Source organism: Glutamicibacter sp. 0426 (assembly GCF_001906485.1).
GTDB classification, from domain to species: Bacteria; Actinomycetota; Actinomycetes; order Actinomycetales; family Micrococcaceae; genus Glutamicibacter; species Glutamicibacter nicotianae.
Window position 1 is genome coordinate 187,958 of record NZ_MPBI01000004.1, and the last position, 14,052, is coordinate 202,009.

At 61.1% G+C, this 14,052-nt stretch carries 15 protein-coding genes; 8 read left to right on the forward strand and 7 right to left on the reverse strand.

Translation table 11 applies throughout. The features are described from left to right. Positions 1 to 312: 312 nt before the first annotated feature. The 4 genes from BKX98_RS11935 to BKX98_RS11950 all read right to left on the reverse strand — a co-directional run bounded on the left by BKX98_RS11935 (position 313) and on the right by BKX98_RS11950 (position 3,470). The gene (locus tag BKX98_RS11935; RefSeq protein ID WP_073707393.1) at positions 313 to 801 is read right to left on the reverse strand and encodes an FBP domain-containing protein; all 489 of its coding nucleotides are present in this window, start codon (positions 799 to 801) and stop codon (positions 313 to 315) included. A 364-nt stretch (positions 802 to 1,165) separates the two neighbouring features. After that, the gene (locus BKX98_RS11940) at positions 1,166 to 1,987 is read right to left on the reverse strand and encodes a hydroxymethylpyrimidine/phosphomethylpyrimidine kinase (protein WP_073707394.1); all 822 of its coding nucleotides are present in this window, start codon (positions 1,985 to 1,987) and stop codon (positions 1,166 to 1,168) included. A 36-nt stretch (positions 1,988 to 2,023) separates the two neighbouring features. Next, positions 2,024 to 2,638, reverse strand: a complete 615-nt coding sequence (locus BKX98_RS11945) for a hypothetical protein (RefSeq protein WP_038992501.1) — start codon at positions 2,636 to 2,638, stop codon at positions 2,024 to 2,026. A 124-nt stretch (positions 2,639 to 2,762) separates the two neighbouring features. Next, positions 2,763 to 3,470, reverse strand: coding sequence for a TetR/AcrR family transcriptional regulator (locus BKX98_RS11950; protein WP_073707395.1), 708 nt, complete (start codon positions 3,468 to 3,470; stop codon positions 2,763 to 2,765). Positions 3,471 to 3,826: 356 nt separating this feature from the next. Here BKX98_RS11950 and BKX98_RS11955 point away from each other — a divergent pair, with 356 nt between their 5' ends. From BKX98_RS11955 to BKX98_RS17280, 5 genes are all read left to right on the forward strand, one after another. Next, positions 3,827 to 4,537: a queuosine precursor transporter gene (locus BKX98_RS11955; RefSeq protein ID WP_066143848.1), complete on the forward strand. Its 711-nt coding sequence runs from the start codon at positions 3,827 to 3,829 to the stop codon at positions 4,535 to 4,537. 66 nt (positions 4,538 to 4,603) lie between these two features. After that, the gene (locus BKX98_RS11960; protein ID WP_073707396.1) at positions 4,604 to 5,299 is read left to right on the forward strand and encodes an ABC transporter ATP-binding protein; all 696 of its coding nucleotides are present in this window, start codon (positions 4,604 to 4,606) and stop codon (positions 5,297 to 5,299) included. Further along, the gene (locus BKX98_RS11965) at positions 5,289 to 6,887 is read left to right on the forward strand and encodes a DUF6297 family protein (protein WP_073707397.1); all 1,599 of its coding nucleotides are present in this window, start codon (positions 5,289 to 5,291) and stop codon (positions 6,885 to 6,887) included. The genes BKX98_RS11960 and BKX98_RS11965 overlap by 11 nt, the downstream gene beginning before the upstream one ends. A 13-nt stretch (positions 6,888 to 6,900) precedes the next feature. Next, positions 6,901 to 7,233 carry a GNAT family N-acetyltransferase gene (locus BKX98_RS11970; protein ID WP_233125371.1) on the forward strand — a complete coding sequence of 111 codons (333 nt, stop codon included), beginning with the start codon at positions 6,901 to 6,903 and terminating at the stop codon, positions 7,231 to 7,233. Next, positions 7,169 to 7,357, forward strand: a complete 189-nt coding sequence (locus BKX98_RS17280; protein ID WP_233125372.1) for a GNAT family N-acetyltransferase — start codon at positions 7,169 to 7,171, stop codon at positions 7,355 to 7,357. The genes BKX98_RS11970 and BKX98_RS17280 overlap by 65 nt, the downstream gene beginning before the upstream one ends. A 79-nt stretch (positions 7,358 to 7,436) precedes the next feature. On the opposite strand, the gene tgt is transcribed toward BKX98_RS17280, so the two are convergent. Further along, positions 7,437 to 8,735, reverse strand: coding sequence for a tRNA guanosine(34) transglycosylase Tgt (gene tgt, locus BKX98_RS11975; protein WP_038992496.1), 1,299 nt, complete (start codon positions 8,733 to 8,735; stop codon positions 7,437 to 7,439). Positions 8,736 to 8,868: 133 nt separating this feature from the next. On the opposite strand from tgt, the gene BKX98_RS11980 reads away from it, so the two are divergent. Continuing rightward, a complete protein-coding gene (locus BKX98_RS11980) occupies positions 8,869 to 9,966 on the forward strand; it encodes an FUSC family protein (protein ID WP_083586837.1) in 1,098 nt (365 codons plus the stop codon). On the opposite strand, the gene BKX98_RS11985 is transcribed toward BKX98_RS11980, so the two are convergent. Next, positions 9,963 to 10,502 (reverse strand): NUDIX hydrolase family protein, encoded by a 540-nt coding sequence (locus tag BKX98_RS11985; RefSeq protein ID WP_073707398.1) that lies wholly within the window; start codon positions 10,500 to 10,502, stop codon positions 9,963 to 9,965. The two genes, BKX98_RS11980 and BKX98_RS11985, sit on opposite strands and share 4 nt — an antisense overlap. Positions 10,503 to 10,711: 209 nt before the next feature. Here BKX98_RS11985 and BKX98_RS11990 point away from each other — a divergent pair, with 209 nt between their 5' ends. Next, positions 10,712 to 12,160, forward strand: coding sequence for an MDR family MFS transporter (locus BKX98_RS11990; RefSeq protein ID WP_083586869.1), 1,449 nt, complete (start codon positions 10,712 to 10,714; stop codon positions 12,158 to 12,160). Between the two features lie 138 nt (positions 12,161 to 12,298). Continuing rightward, positions 12,299 to 13,075 carry an SDR family NAD(P)-dependent oxidoreductase gene (locus BKX98_RS11995; protein WP_073707400.1) on the forward strand — a complete coding sequence of 259 codons (777 nt, stop codon included), beginning with the start codon at positions 12,299 to 12,301 and terminating at the stop codon, positions 13,073 to 13,075. Positions 13,076 to 13,100: 25 nt separating this feature from the next. Here the strand turns inward: BKX98_RS11995 and BKX98_RS12000 are convergent, their stop codons facing one another. Further along, entirely contained in the window at positions 13,101 to 14,024 is a 924-nt protein-coding gene (locus BKX98_RS12000; protein WP_073707401.1) for a hypothetical protein, read from the reverse strand. Between the last annotated feature and the right edge of the window lie 28 nt (positions 14,025 to 14,052).

A 14,052-nucleotide genomic window follows, 5' to 3' on the forward strand; every position in this document is an offset into this window, starting at 1 on the left:
GGGCGGGCGACATTAAAGCAGTGCGAGCCTTGATGATCGTCCGGGGTAAACGTCCGCTAGTGCGTATACCCCTAGCTGGAATCTTAGGTGACCCAGCTCATATATCAAGGGGTTATTGAATAGTGACCTTTGGCCGGATATCGAGCTGGCTTGGGAATTTCATAATTAAATCCGCGAACCACTGCGACAAACCCGCCCAGCGAGGCCTGATGAGCGCGCTAATCCTTGAGAAAATTTTAGACGCTTTGTTACTCATCAGTTCACTACTTGCTGGGCGGGTTGCGCCGGGATCGGCTTGGCTCCTCCTGCCTTCTAGAGGCGGTTCAGGAAGCTATGCACGCGTTCGTCGAGCAGCTGGATTCGCTCGGCAACGACGACCATCGGATCCGGATAGATCGGATTCTTCGGAGGCGGAATCCGCACGTTGCGGGAGCATTCGAAGTTCAGGCAGATCAAGGTCCCCAAGGTGTTGCCGTCGCGCCCGGCCTGGCCAGCGCGCTTGGTCGTCCACATGCCTACCGCGCTGGGGATATTCACATCGCGGCACATCTCGCACATAGTGGCGTTATTCGGCTTGCGACCGCCGTCGGTGGGACGCAGCAGGATGCCGCGGGTCCGGCCCGTTCCATCGGTGTGGAGCAGGTAACCGCGCTGCATCATTTTCGGGTCGCGCCAGCCTAGGTAATCCAGCGAATCCCAATCGAGGGAGTCGAAGTTTTCGGGCAGGGTCAATTTCTTCGCTTCTTGGCGGCTGGCGTTGATGAAGGAAGAGCGGATGGTTTTTTCGGTCAATGGCTGCATGGGAAATCCTCAAATGGTCCGCGGGCACTTTACCGGCGCGCGGAGTCTCTAATCGTCAAAGGTTTTGAGGTCTGCGAGGCATCGAGAATTCGGGGGGCGCTAGAACGACGCCCAAGGCAGGTGCCCTAAGCGGAAAATACGTTGACAACCCCGTTCGATGCGCAGACGAACGGGCAGAGCGTCAAAGTGGCTTGCATAGCCGACCGCCCCTTCCTGTGGTTCTCCACGCATTGATTCCGAGCACTTCCGAAATAACGATAGCAAGTGCGGTTGGCTTAGGCCAATGACTGCGATCACGCTTAAAGCAATTTGCTGGCCACCGCCGTGAACGGCGGTGGCCAGCAACAAGTCCAGCGGCTGGGGCCTAGCGGCGGCCGCCCTGCCACAGTGCGTCAAACGGGGTCTTGCCGGACACGCGGTTGCGGATGCCTTCGGTGACAAACGCCTTGGCGGTGCGGGCAGCCTCCAGAGGGGTCGCGCCCTTGGCCAGCTCTGCAGTGACGGCGGCGGCCAGCGAGCAGCCCGCGCCGGAGACGGCGACTTCGCCGATCTTCTTCTCGCGCAATACCTCAAGGGTGCTGCCGTCGTAGAACACGTCCACGGCGTCTTCGCCGGCGATGCGGACCCCGCCCTTGGCCAGGACCGCTGCGCCGGAGGCCTCGTGGATCTTCTTGGCGGCTTCGACCAGGTCATCTTCGGTGGTGATCTTGATTCCCGAGAGCTGCTCGGCCTCGAAGTGGTTCGGGGTGACAAACGTAGCCAGCGGCAGCAGGGTGGACTTGAGCGCTTCGTCGGTGTCCAGCGCGTGGCCTGGTTCTTGGCCCTTGCAGATCAGCACCGGATCCAGCAGCACGTTCTCCCAGTCCTGGGACTTCAGCGCAGTGGCGACGGTGTTGATGGTTGCCGGCGAGCCCATCATGCCCAGCTTGACCGTGCCGAGCTTGCCCTCGTAGCACGCCTGGATGGCTTCGAGCTGATCGGCGATGACCTGCTGGTCAACTGGAACGAAGCGGTGGTTCCAGGAATCCTTCGGGTCGAAGGAGACGATGCAGGTCAAGGCCACGATGCCGTAGGTTCCCAGTTCCTGGAAGGTCTTCAGGTCGGCCTGGGCGCCAGCGCCGCCAGTGGCTTCGGAACCGGCGATGGTCAGGGTCATTGCTGGAGAAGCGGTGTTTGTATTAGTCATAGTCTCAATTGCAGGTAGTGCGGGTAGGGAATGGGTTTAGTCGTGCTGCCAGAAGCTGAGCGTTGTTGCCTTGGACCAGCCTTCTGGAAGCTGCTGGGCATGTTCTGCGGTGGCCACCAGCAGCAGCCAAGGCAGTCCATGGCCGAACGCGGCGCCAGCGAAGTTTGCCAGCACTGCACGGCGGGCCGTATCGGGATCTGCAGGAGAGAAAAGGTCCGGGTCGGTGAGCAAGCCGTAGTTCTCACCGTAGCGCATGCGTCCTCGGGCTACCGGGCGGTCGAAGTCGGTCACCTCGACAACGTCGTAGTTGTCCATGGGAGCTTCGAAAAGCCCGGATGTGTCGGCGAGCTTGACTACCTGCTCGACATCGTCAGGCTTGCCGGCCAGCAGGTGCATGGTCGTGCTTTGCTGCCAGCCTGCCTTGGCGAGTTCTGCAGCGGTGCTGTCGTTGGGCGGGCCCAAGAGGATCAAGCGCTGCGCATCCTTTGGCACTGTCCAGGAAGCATCAGGCCAGTAGCGGAGGATTTCCACGTCCTCGCCGTCCTGGTTGACCGAGCGAATCTCATGCTGGTTCGGGAAAGAAGCAATGCGATCACGCAGCGTGGCGTAGTCGTGGGTCCAGCTTGGCAGTGCTCGTGCCGTTGCGCTCATAGTGCTGCGCTCTCCTTTGGTTCGCTAGGGATCACCTATCGGCATCTTTGACTTTACGCCTTAACCCGCGGTGATACGGAACTCTGTGTCTGGGTGTTTGCCAGCTAGCGCGATGCGCAGCATTTCAGGAGGCCTTGGGTCTTCTTAGCTGGGCAGGTTTCGACTCGGCTGCATCGGCGAGTTCTGCTGGTCCGGGATCCATCAGTGCGAGGACATCTTCAAAGAGCGAGCGCACCACGGGCAAACGGCAGAGCACGGCAAACTTGGCGGCAACCGGTGCCATATTCTTCATCAGCAGCCTGGAGCGGCGCTGCTGCGGCGACTGGTCGAAGGCCCATGCGGAGAAGATCTGGCGGGAGACGAGCAGCAGGAACTTCGGCAGATCCCGTCGGATGCCCATTGGCGGCAATGGGCGGGATCCGGCAACGACCTCCTCCCAGAGCTCCAACTCGATGCGCCAGATCTCGTCGTTGCCCATGTCGCGCGAGAGCATCAAGCGCAGGAATGCCGGCCCGAAATCGTGATACCGGGCCAACGCTTCGACGCCCGAATCGAGCACGGCGCGGATATTGGCTTCGAGCGTGTTGCCTTCATTGAGCATTCCCGAACATTGCTCATATTGCTCCCTGCGCAGGTTGAGCAGCAGTTGGGCAACGATGTCCTCTTTGGACTTGAAGTAGTAGTAAGCATGCGACAGGGAGACCCCTGCCTTCGCGGCGATGACACGCATGCTCGAGGCCTTATACCCATCCTTGGCAAAGCACTCCAAAGCAGTAGCCAAGAGCTTGGCTTGGGTCTGCTGACCTTTTTCGGTGCGGGGTTGCGTTGTCATGGGGCCTTTGAATGGAAAGCGGGTGGATTCGATTCTAGCAATTATTTGAACGCGTTCAAAAAAGGAAAAATTTAACGCTCAAGTACGGGAGAGCGGTCACTGCTCCATTTGTTTCCTCGAATTCATAGTCCGAAGAATGGCTAGTGAGATATGAATTTCAGAAAATCCTTATTCTCGAAACATGGTTGGCCGGCAACAGGTGAGAACTTGGCCCCAGCTATGCGTGGGATACTTGTTGCGTAAGTGCTAATACAGCGGGACAGCGCGTAGGCATGCAACTCCACCCTGTTGATTCATGGGTTGGGCTGTGCCATGTGAGCGGTGTTCTGGCGAACCACTTTGACAAGGAAAATTTCATGGGCGATTCCACCGCCGGCAACAATTTGATTCGAACCAAGAACGCGGTATTCGCTTCTTCGGGTTCCCCTTACTTCTCCACGGTGCTCACGTTGATGGGTGCCGTCGTGATTCTTTCGAACATCGGCGCCTCCAAAGGCGTCAGCTTCGGACCGCTCATCACCGATGGCGGCTTCTTCCTCTTCCCTCTGGCCTATATCCTGGGCGACGTCATTTCGGAAGTGTATGGATTGAAGGCAGCCCGCCGTTCGATCCTCGTGACGTTCATCTTGGCATTCTTCGCGGTGTTCTGCTTCTGGATCATGATCCAGCTGCCGGCAGCCGAGTTCTACGACGGGCAGGAAGCTCTTGAACGCACGCTGGGCCCGATCTGGCAGATCGTCGTCGCCTCAGCCTGCGGCTTCCTGGTGGGCCAGTTCGCCAATTCATGGGTGCTGGTCAAACTCAAGGAACGTTCCGGCGAGCGTGGACTGATTCTCCGGCTTATCGGTTCCAGCGGTGTTGGAGAATTCCTGGATACGCTGATCTTCTGCGCCATTGCCGCGCCGGTGATTGGCATCGCCGATGTACCGAGCTTCATCAATTATGTGGTGGTGGGCTTCATCTACAAGACTGCAGTGGAAATCCTGTTCGTTCCGGTGACCTCAATGGTCATCAAATGGTTCAAGAAGCGCGAGCCAGGCTACAGCCAAACGGCTGTCGAAAGCTGATCATCCTGTAGGCATCATCCGTGAGGGCGATGCGCTCAGCTGTATCCGGACATTAGAGTCGAGGATATGCAGACAGGTCAAGACGACACGTTCGAGCTGGAAACCAGGGGCCTGGCTATCGGCTATCCCGGCCGGGTAATCTGCGGGCCAATCAACCTGAGGCTGTCTCCGGGCGCTGGCGTGGGAATTATCGGTGCCAATGGCAGCGGGAAATCGACACTGATCCGCACAATCCTGGGGCATCTCATTCCGTTTGAAGGCAGCGTCTCGTTCCAAGGCCTTCCCGTGGATGAAAGCGCGGCGCATTTTCGCCGTACCGTCGCCGTCCAGGTCACCGATGGCGCATTCTTCGACGAACTTACGGTGCGCGAGCATCTGGAAATGGTCGCTCGCGGGCACGGACTTCAGGACTGGGGCCAGGCTGTCCAAGCGGAACTCGACTTCTTTGAAATCACTGCCGTTGCCGGTCATCTGCCCGGCGAGCTGTCTTCCGGCCAGCGTCGCAAGCTGCTGCTGGCCGCGGTCCTGATCCGCCCGGCAGAATTGCTGATTCTCGACGAACCGGAACAGCGCCTGGATCTGCGCATCAGGCACAAGCTCTACCATCGGCTCGCCGGGTTGCGCGGCGGCGGAACAGCGTTGCTGGCGGTGACCCACGATCCGCTCATGCTGCGAAGCTGCATGGACCGGGTACTGCTGCTGGACGCCGACGAGGGCGAGTTGCTTGATCCGCACCGAGGGGCGCAGTGGCTTGAACGCTAGTCCAGCCACCAGCCAAAGCGTTGCCTTCGATCCGCGCGAACTGCTTCATCGAGCCAGGAAGCGCAGGAACTTCGCCGAGAAATTCGACAGCTTTTCCGATGCCTATGTCTGGGTGCTGGCCGCGTTGATTGCGTTGGCCTACCTCTTCAGTGCGCTCTTCGGCATGCTGTTCGTGCTCCTGGGCGAAGGCGTAGCCCACCAAGAGCTGCCCAGCGCCGTGTGGCGGATGCAGGATCTGTCCTTCGTGCTTTTGATGCTGTCAGCTTTGGCAATCTTCAGGCTCATGATTTATCTGGGACCGTGCGGGCTTAGCGCGGCCAAGGCCGACTGGTGGCTGCCGCTGCCGGTCACGCTCCGGGCAATCCGCCGACCGGCGTGGCGAAATGCGATGCTCACTGGGCTCTTCGCAAGCAGCTTCGCAGGCGCGCTGTGGCTGATCGTGATGCTGGGGCTGGCCGGATCGCTCCCGCTTCCAGTCGCTGTCCTGGGGCTCGCCTGCTTTGCGGCGGCCGGGGCAGGGCTTGCCAACGCGGCCACGGCGATCCAAGCAATGAACCGCCAAGCTGCTGCACGACGGATCTGCGATGGGGTGGGCCTCGGACTGCTCACCGCAGTGTCGGTGTTGTGGTTGCTCTTGCTGTACCAGATTCCTTGGGCGCAGGATCTGGTTGGCGCAGTGGCTGCCGCCACATTGGATCCGGCGGCGTGGCTGTTCGCCTTGCTTGTCGTCCTGGCATTGGGCACGGTGAGTACGTATTGGGCGTATCGCCATGTCGAACGGATTCCGGGCCCGGCCTTGCGCTTGGCAGGAGAGCACCAGCAACTGGCCATGGGGACGTTGATGCAGGGCGACTCGCGGGGCATCGCAGCTCCGGCGCAGTCCGCCATCAGCCGCAGGATGACCCTGGGCAGCAAGCTCACCGCCGCATTGCCCGTGGCCTGGCGCATCCTCTGCCTGCGCTTGCTGCGGTCAGGCGGCTGGCATCCGGTGGCCGGGTTCCTGCTCCTGGCTTTTTCGCTGGCCGCCACGGTCCAGCGGATTGCCAATCCGCTGAGTGCAGCGGCTTTCTATCTGGTGCTCTGCCTGATTCTGGCCTTCAGCATTTCCGCGACCATTGCCCCGTTGGTCTCGGAGAAACAGTTGACCCAGCCACTTGGGATATCGGAAGCAGCTCTGGTGCGGGAAGCAACGCTGTACGCGATGCTCTTCTCGGCCATCAGCCTGCTGCTGTTGACCGGAGGGCTGGGACTGGTTGGCATGATCCAGCTGGAGCGTATTTGGCTCTGGATCGCAGCAATCGTGGTTGCCGCGTTGGGATGCGCTGCTGCCAGCATTGCGCATGCAAGGAGAGCAGAACGCGATTGGTCCGCAGTACTCGGGGGAGCGACCAATGACGCGGCCATGGCCACACAGCTCTTCATGGAAACCGCTACGTTTATTCGGGCGGCCGCCACATTCTCGCCAATCTTCTGCCTGGTGCTCAGCCCGGCTACTCCCATTCCCCCATTGCTGTGGGTTGCCGCGATGCTCTTCGGCGCAAATTCGTTGATTCACGTTGCCGGCAGGAAACTGGGAGGAGCGGCGTAGATGGTCTTGTGCGATGAACGACATGATTTCCATCTATAAGCCCGATGAGCTGTCCATGGATTTGCTCTACTCAATCTTGAAATTGCGGGCCGACGTCTTCATCGCCGAGCAGCGCTCGTGCTATCCGGACATTGACGGCCGCGATCTGGATGCCGGCACGGTGCACCTGGTTGTTGCCGAGGACGGAAAAGTGCTGAGCACGGTTCGAATCATGGATATCGACAGCTGCGCTCCGCGCATTGGGCGCGTTGCGACGGCAGCGGAGGCCCGCGGCCGCGGCCTTGCCGGGGGAAATCACGCAACGTGCCGGGGACCTGTGCGCCCCGGATGCTCAGATCCAGCTTAGCGCCCAGACCCAGCTGGAGGGCTGGTATGGCAAGTTCGGGTTCCAGCGTTCTGGGGAAGACTGTGATGACGACGGGATCATGCATTTGCCGATGATCCGGGCAGGGCAGGGCATTCCAGCCTAGAAAAGACCGAGGCATCGGTTCTCCACACGCTGGCTGGCGCGTTCAGAACCGATGCCTTGGCTTTTCTAGGAATCCTCGTCTACTGGGTAACTGGCTGGCCCTGCGGATCGGGCTTGCCAGCGTAGTAGCTGGAGAGCACCTTGTCCTTCAGTTCGAAGAAGGTTCCGTCTTCGATGGCCTGGCGCGCGGACTCGACCAGCGAAACAGTGAACTGCTCATTGTGGATGGAAATCAACGTGTGGCTGAGCAGTTCCTTGGACTTGTACAAGTGGTGGATGTAGGCACGGGTGAAGTTTCTGCAGGCATAGCACTCGCAGCCTTCCACCAGTGGGGTGAAGTCGCGCTTGTAGCGTGCACCTGAAAGGTTGAAGCGGCCCCAGGGGGTATAGAACGCCGAGTTGCGGGCCACGCGGGTGGGCGAGACGCAGTCAAAGGTGTCAGCGCCGTTCTCAATGGCGGTGAAGATGTCATCCGGCTCGGAAATGCCCAGCAGATGGCGTGGCTTGTTCTCGGGCAGTTCTTCGGCGCACCAGCCGACGATGGTTCCCAGGTTCTCCTTTTCCAAGGCGCCGCCGATGCCGAAGCCGTCGAAGGCCATGGCTCCCAGATCCTGGCAGGCCTTGCGGCGCAGGTCTTCGTACTGGGCGCCCTGGATGACTCCGAACAGCGCCTGGTAATCCTTGCCCGCCCGGGAATCTGTCAGGGCGAAGTGCTCGGCAATGCAGCGCTCGGCCCAGCGCCGGGTACGCTCCAGGGACTCGACCTGGTAGCCGCGGGAATTCTGCAGGGTGGTCAACTCGTCGAAGGCGAACATGATGTCCGCGCCGATCTGGTGCTGCACGCCCATGGAGATCTCAGGGGAGAATCGGTGCTTGGTGCCGTCGAGGTGGGACTTGAACCAGACGCCGTCCTCATCCACATTGGCCAGGCGTTCCTTGCCCGGAGCCACAGCATCATCCGGACCCGACTGGTCGACGGACTTCATGTCGATGACCTTCTTGAAGCCCGAACCCAGGCTCATGACCTGGAATCCGCCCGAATCGGTGAAGGTTGGACCTTCCCAGCCCATGAACTTGCCCAGGCCGCCGGCCTCATCGAGGATGTCCGCCCCCGGCTGCAGGTACAGGTGGTAGGCATTGGACAGCACTGCCTGCGCGCCAAGCTCCTCGACCTGAACGGGGGTGACCGCCTTGACGGTGGCTTTGGTGCCTACGGCAATGAACGCTGGCGTCTTGATTTCGCCGTGCGGGGTACGGATCACGCCGGTACGCCCGAGCATCGGGGAACCGTCTTCAGCGGTCAGCCGGGTTCCGACTTCAAAGCCGAATTCGTTCTGGCGGGCATGCGGGGCACTGGGGTCAAAGTTCTTTTCGGGCACGTAACAAGTTTGCCGTATTAATCGCGCGGTGAGGAAAACGACAGGGTCAATGTGCGCCAAAACCTAACGTGTCACAAGGCAAAGCGCGAATAATGGGGCATACGTGTTGTGTCCAACGCGACGGAAGGAAGATGTGGCCCTGCAGAATCTGAAGGAGTCCGCCAAGGCGCTGGTGACGCTGGGGCCTGCCCGCAAAGACCACTGGATCGGCTTGCGCACTGGCATAGGTGTTTTTGCGCCACTGCTTGCCCTTTTCGCGATTGACCGGCTGGACCTGGTGGTCTTTGCCGTTTTCGGTGCCTTCACCGGCGTGTATGGGCGCGTGGATGGCTACTGGAACCGCTTACGGATGCAGGTCCGTTCCGGTGCCTTGTTCTTCGCGGTGATTGCCTTGGCGCTGGCCGCTTCCCACTGGTGGATCGACCATTCGGACCCCGGGATCAAGCAGTGGCAAGTCGTTGGCGCGACGACCCTCGTTGCCGGTGCCTGTTCGGTGCTGGTCGGTTTCATGCGGTTGCGGCCTGGCGGTTCGCTGTTCCACATCTTCGCCTTTGCGGCGATTGCCTCGATTCCTGGGCCCGTGCCCTTTGGCGAGGCCCTGCTCGTGGCGGGCTTGACGATCTTGCTGTCGATAGCCATCGGCGCTGCCGGGGCGCTCGGGCAGTGGACCAGCCTGTGGAAGCGCACCCCGTTGCCGCCGCTTTCGGATAACGTCCGCAAAGCCATCTGGTGGGAAGGGCTGTTCTATATCCTGACGGCCGGCGTCGCCGGTGCCCTGGCCAATACCTTGGGCAACAACCTGGAAGCCGGGCACAACTACTGGGCGATGGTGGCCGCGGTGGTTCCCATGGTTGGGCACACCACTAGCCTGCGCATCCGGCGCGGCATGCACCGTATGCTCGGCACCTTGGTGGGGGTGATCCTGATGGCGATCTTGATCTTCCTGAATCCGCAGGTGTGGATCCTGCTTGCCTTCATCGGCTTCTGCCAGTTCATGGCCGAGCTGCTGGTCATGCGCAACTACTTCTTGGCGCAGGTCTTCATTACCCCGATGGCACTGGTAGGCGTCTCGCTGGCCACAGGCCTGAGCGGCTCGGTGATGTACGACCGCGTGGTCGAAACACTGATCGGCTGCATCGTGGGCATGCTCGGCGTGCTCTTGGGAAGCTGGGTCGGATCGATCGTCAAGCGTCGTCAGGGAATCGTCCCCAAGGGCGGAAAGCAGAACTAGATATTCACTCCGACGTGGGCTAATGCCTGACGGAGAATATTTTCACGGCCGCCTGCGAACTCGCCCTGGATATCCGAGCTGAGCGCTTCGGGTGGCGAAAGCCAGGTCAGTTCCAAGGCGTCGGAGCGCGGGCTGGTCTCGCCGCGGACCGGCACGATGTAGCACATGGACACTGCGTGCTGGCGATCATCGGTCAGGCCGGTTTCGCTCGGCGCCGGGAAGTACTCGGCAACGGTGAATGGCACCGGTGAGGCCGGAAGCTGCGGCAGCACCATGGTGCCCAGATCCTTTTCGATGTGGCGGATCAACGCTGCGCGAATGGTCTCGCGGTACATCACCCGGCCCGAAACGAAGGTGCGCAGCATGCGGCCATCGTCATCGCCGGTCAGCAGCAGGCCCACCTCGTTGACGTAGCCCAGCGGATCCAGGCGCACGGGAATCGCCTCGACGTAGAGCATCGGCAGGCGCTGGCGTGCCTCGTAGAGGTCTTCCTCGGAGAGCCATCCAGGGTATGGGTCAGGTGTGCGCACGTTCATGGTTCTATCTTGGTACACAAACCCCCGACATTCCATGAAGCTGGATCTGTGTTGCCGAACTCACTGATGCGGATTTCCCGCAACCCTAGTGCGCCGCATTCCCTAGCGATAAAATCGGTAGAGCTATTTGAATTTCTAGTCCGGCGAACAGCTGCAGGCATCAAATGGCATTTCCTTTTTCCGAATCCTCGTGGAAGCAGATTCCTGCCGTGACGAACGCTCCAGAACGACTGAGCAAACAGAATTTCACCACGATTGCGGTGCTGATTGTTTCCAGCTTCGTGGTCATCCTGAACGAAACCATCATGAACGTGGCCCTGCCTGTGCTGATGGTTGAATTCAATGTCACCGCTGACGCAATCCAGTGGCTGTCAACCATCTTCATGCTGACCATGGCCGTGGTCATTCCGATGACCGGCTTCTTGCTGCAGCGGCTGAGCATACGCAATGTCTTCGTCTTGGCGATGGGCCTATTCACCCTCGGCACCCTGCTGGCTGCACTCGCGCCGGGTCTGGGTGTCCTGCTGCTGGCCCGTGTCATCCAGGCCAGCGGCACCGCCATCATGATGCCGCTGCTGATGACCACCATTTTGCATCTGGTCCCGGCCGAGCGCCGCGGCGTGCTGATGGGCAACGTCTCCATCGTGATTTCCGTAGCTCCGGCCATCGGCCCGACGCTCTCCGGCCTGATCCTGCAGTTCCTCTCGTGGCGCTTCATGTTCATCGTGATCATCCCGATTGCGGTAGCAGCCCTGCTGATCGGTACCCCGCGGCTGTCCAAGGACGTCGACGGCGCCTCGGCTCCGCTGTCCATTCCTTCCTTGATCCTGGCGATCCCTGGATTCGGCGGCCTGGTCTACGGACTGAGCGGCCTCTCGGCAGGAATCACCCCGCTGAACCTGGGCATCCTGGTCGGCGCGGTCCTGTGCCTGGTCGCCTTCGTCTTCCTGCAGCTGAACCTGCAGAAGGAGGACAAGGCGCTGCTGGATTTGCGTCCGCTGAATTACAAGGATTTCACCCTTTCGCTGGTGCTGATGATGTTCTCGATGATCTCGCTGTTCGGCGTGATTATCCTGCTGCCGATGTTCTTCACCAGCGTGCTGGGCATTGAGACCCTGACCACCGGCCTGATCATGCTTCCGGGCGGCCTGCTGATGGGCATCCTCGCACCGATGGTCGGCAAGCTCTACGACAAGGTCGGCGCCCGTCCGCTGATCGTTCCCGGCGCCCTGGTGCTGCTGGTATCGCTGCTTGGCTACGCCATGATCCTGAACGCGGATACCCCGATTTGGCTGCTGGTTGTCATGCACCTGGTGATGAGCTTGGGCCTGGCCTTCATCTTCACCCCGGCGTTCACGACTGCGCTGAACCCGTTGCCGCACAGCCTGCACTCGCATGGTTCGGCCCTGCTGTCCACCTTGCAGCAGTTGGCTGGCGCCATGGGCACCGCGCTGCTCGTTGGAGTTGTCGCCGCGGCCACCGCCTCGAAGATCGCGGACGGCGTCGACCCGCTAACCGCTTCGGTTGAAGGCTTCCAGCCTGGCTTCCTGGTTGGTGCCGCCTGCAGCGTGGGCATCGTGGTCATCGGCTTCCTGCTCGGCGGGAAGAACAAGTCCGTTGCCGCTGAAGCCGAACCTGCAAAGGTTCCGAGCCACTAGGCATCAGAAGCGTGCGAGAGCCGCTGGATCCCATCAAGGGATCCAGCGGTTTTTCCATGCCTGCTGGCAAGCTTCTTCGCCTGGACGCAACTGGCCAGTAATGTAGATCACAGGTTCACTGTCTACGAAGGAGCAAGCATGCAGTTGCAGGATTCAGTCGCACTCGTCACCGGAGGCCTGTCGGGATTGGGGCGTGCCACGGCGCACACGCTGGCCGGCCGGGCCAAGCACGTGGTGGTGCTCGACCTGCCGCGCGAGGACGGCGATGAAATCGCGGCTGAGATCGGGACGAATGTCCGCTTCGTGCCTGCCGATGTCACCGACGCGCAGCAGGTGGCCGCCGGCATCGAACGCGCCAAGGAACTGGGCACCCTGCGCGTGCTGGTCAATTGCGCCGGTGTTGCCACCCCGGGAAAGGTGCTGGGCCGTGACGGGGTGCTGCCGCTGGAACGCTTCGCCAAGGTGCTGGACATCAATGTCAACGGCACCTTCAACGTGATCCGCCTGGCCGCAGAAGCCATGGCGCATAGCGAAGCGCTGAACGACGAACAGGGAACCACCGAACGCGGCGTCATCATCAACACCGCGTCGGTGGCCGCGTTTGACGGGCAGATCGGACAGCCCGCCTACGCGGCATCCAAGGGAGCCGTAGCCGCGATGACCCTGCCCCTGGCTCGCGAGCTGGCAAGCCACCAGATCCGCGTCATGACCATCGCCCCGGGCATTTTCCACACGCCGATGATGGCAGGATTGCCGCAGGCAGCCCAGGACTCGCTCGGTGCCCAGGTGCCGCATCCATCGCGCCTGGGACGTCCGGAAGAATACGCGGCCTTGGTGGAGCATATCGTGGCCAATCCGATGCTCAACGGCGAAACCATTCGCCTTGATGGCGCCATCCGCATGGCACCGCGTTAAGCATTTGTGGCGGGCGTGGCAGAACCTAGAATTCGACGGTTTTGCCGCGCTGCGCACGGTGCTCGGCATGGCTGATTTGGAACCGGCGGTTCTCGGCCATCAGGAACACCAGCAGGGCCATGAAGATCCAGACCGCGCAGACCCACAGCGGCGCTGAATCATTGAGCCAGCCCTGGATGGCGGCAGCAATCATGCAGATTCCGTAGCCGCTGGACAGCGCATGGCGGCCGCGCTCCGAATGGGCGAAAGCGCCGGCGGCCACCGAGATTCCGGCCGTTATCAGGGCGGCCTGGATTCCGTGCTCGCCGTCATGCCAGCCGGCCGCGGCAAACCACAGCTGCAGGGCGTAAACCATGCTCGCACCTGCAAAGAAGCAGATCGGGGCGTCGGTGGCCCAACGCTCCAAGCGGTTGCGCGCAGTATTCTTGTTCAGCTGCAGTACGCCGTACAGTGAGAGCAGCGAAGCGATGGTCGCCAGGATGGCAGCGCCGACGGGCATGAAGCCGGACGCCAGGGTGATGGCGCACGCCATCAACGCTATTGCCGGGATCGAGTAGATGGAAATGATCCGCTGGCGCCGGGCCGACAGCTGGTCGCTGCGCAGCGAGAACGCTGCGCTGAGGACCAGCGCGATGGCAATTGCCGGCCACAGCACCGAGTGCACCAGGCTGGTATCCAGCAAGCTGGATTGGGCTCGTCCATGCAAACCGGAAGACAACGCCAACGTGGTCAGCAACAGCAGCAGGCCCGAAGCGCCCAGCAGATATCCGCGGATCTTGTCGAAGGGCTCCACCACAGGGTTGGGACGATGATCCGGCGGTGCATAGGGCAACTCGAAGGAGGTCCGTTCGCTGGCCGATGCCATGGCGGAACGGGCCGAGGCCACGAGGGAATCAAGTTGCGGGGTCGACTCGTGTTCGGCCATCTTGCCTTCATCCTTATGGGTCACGGGATATTGGGCACCAGCTTAGGCCAAT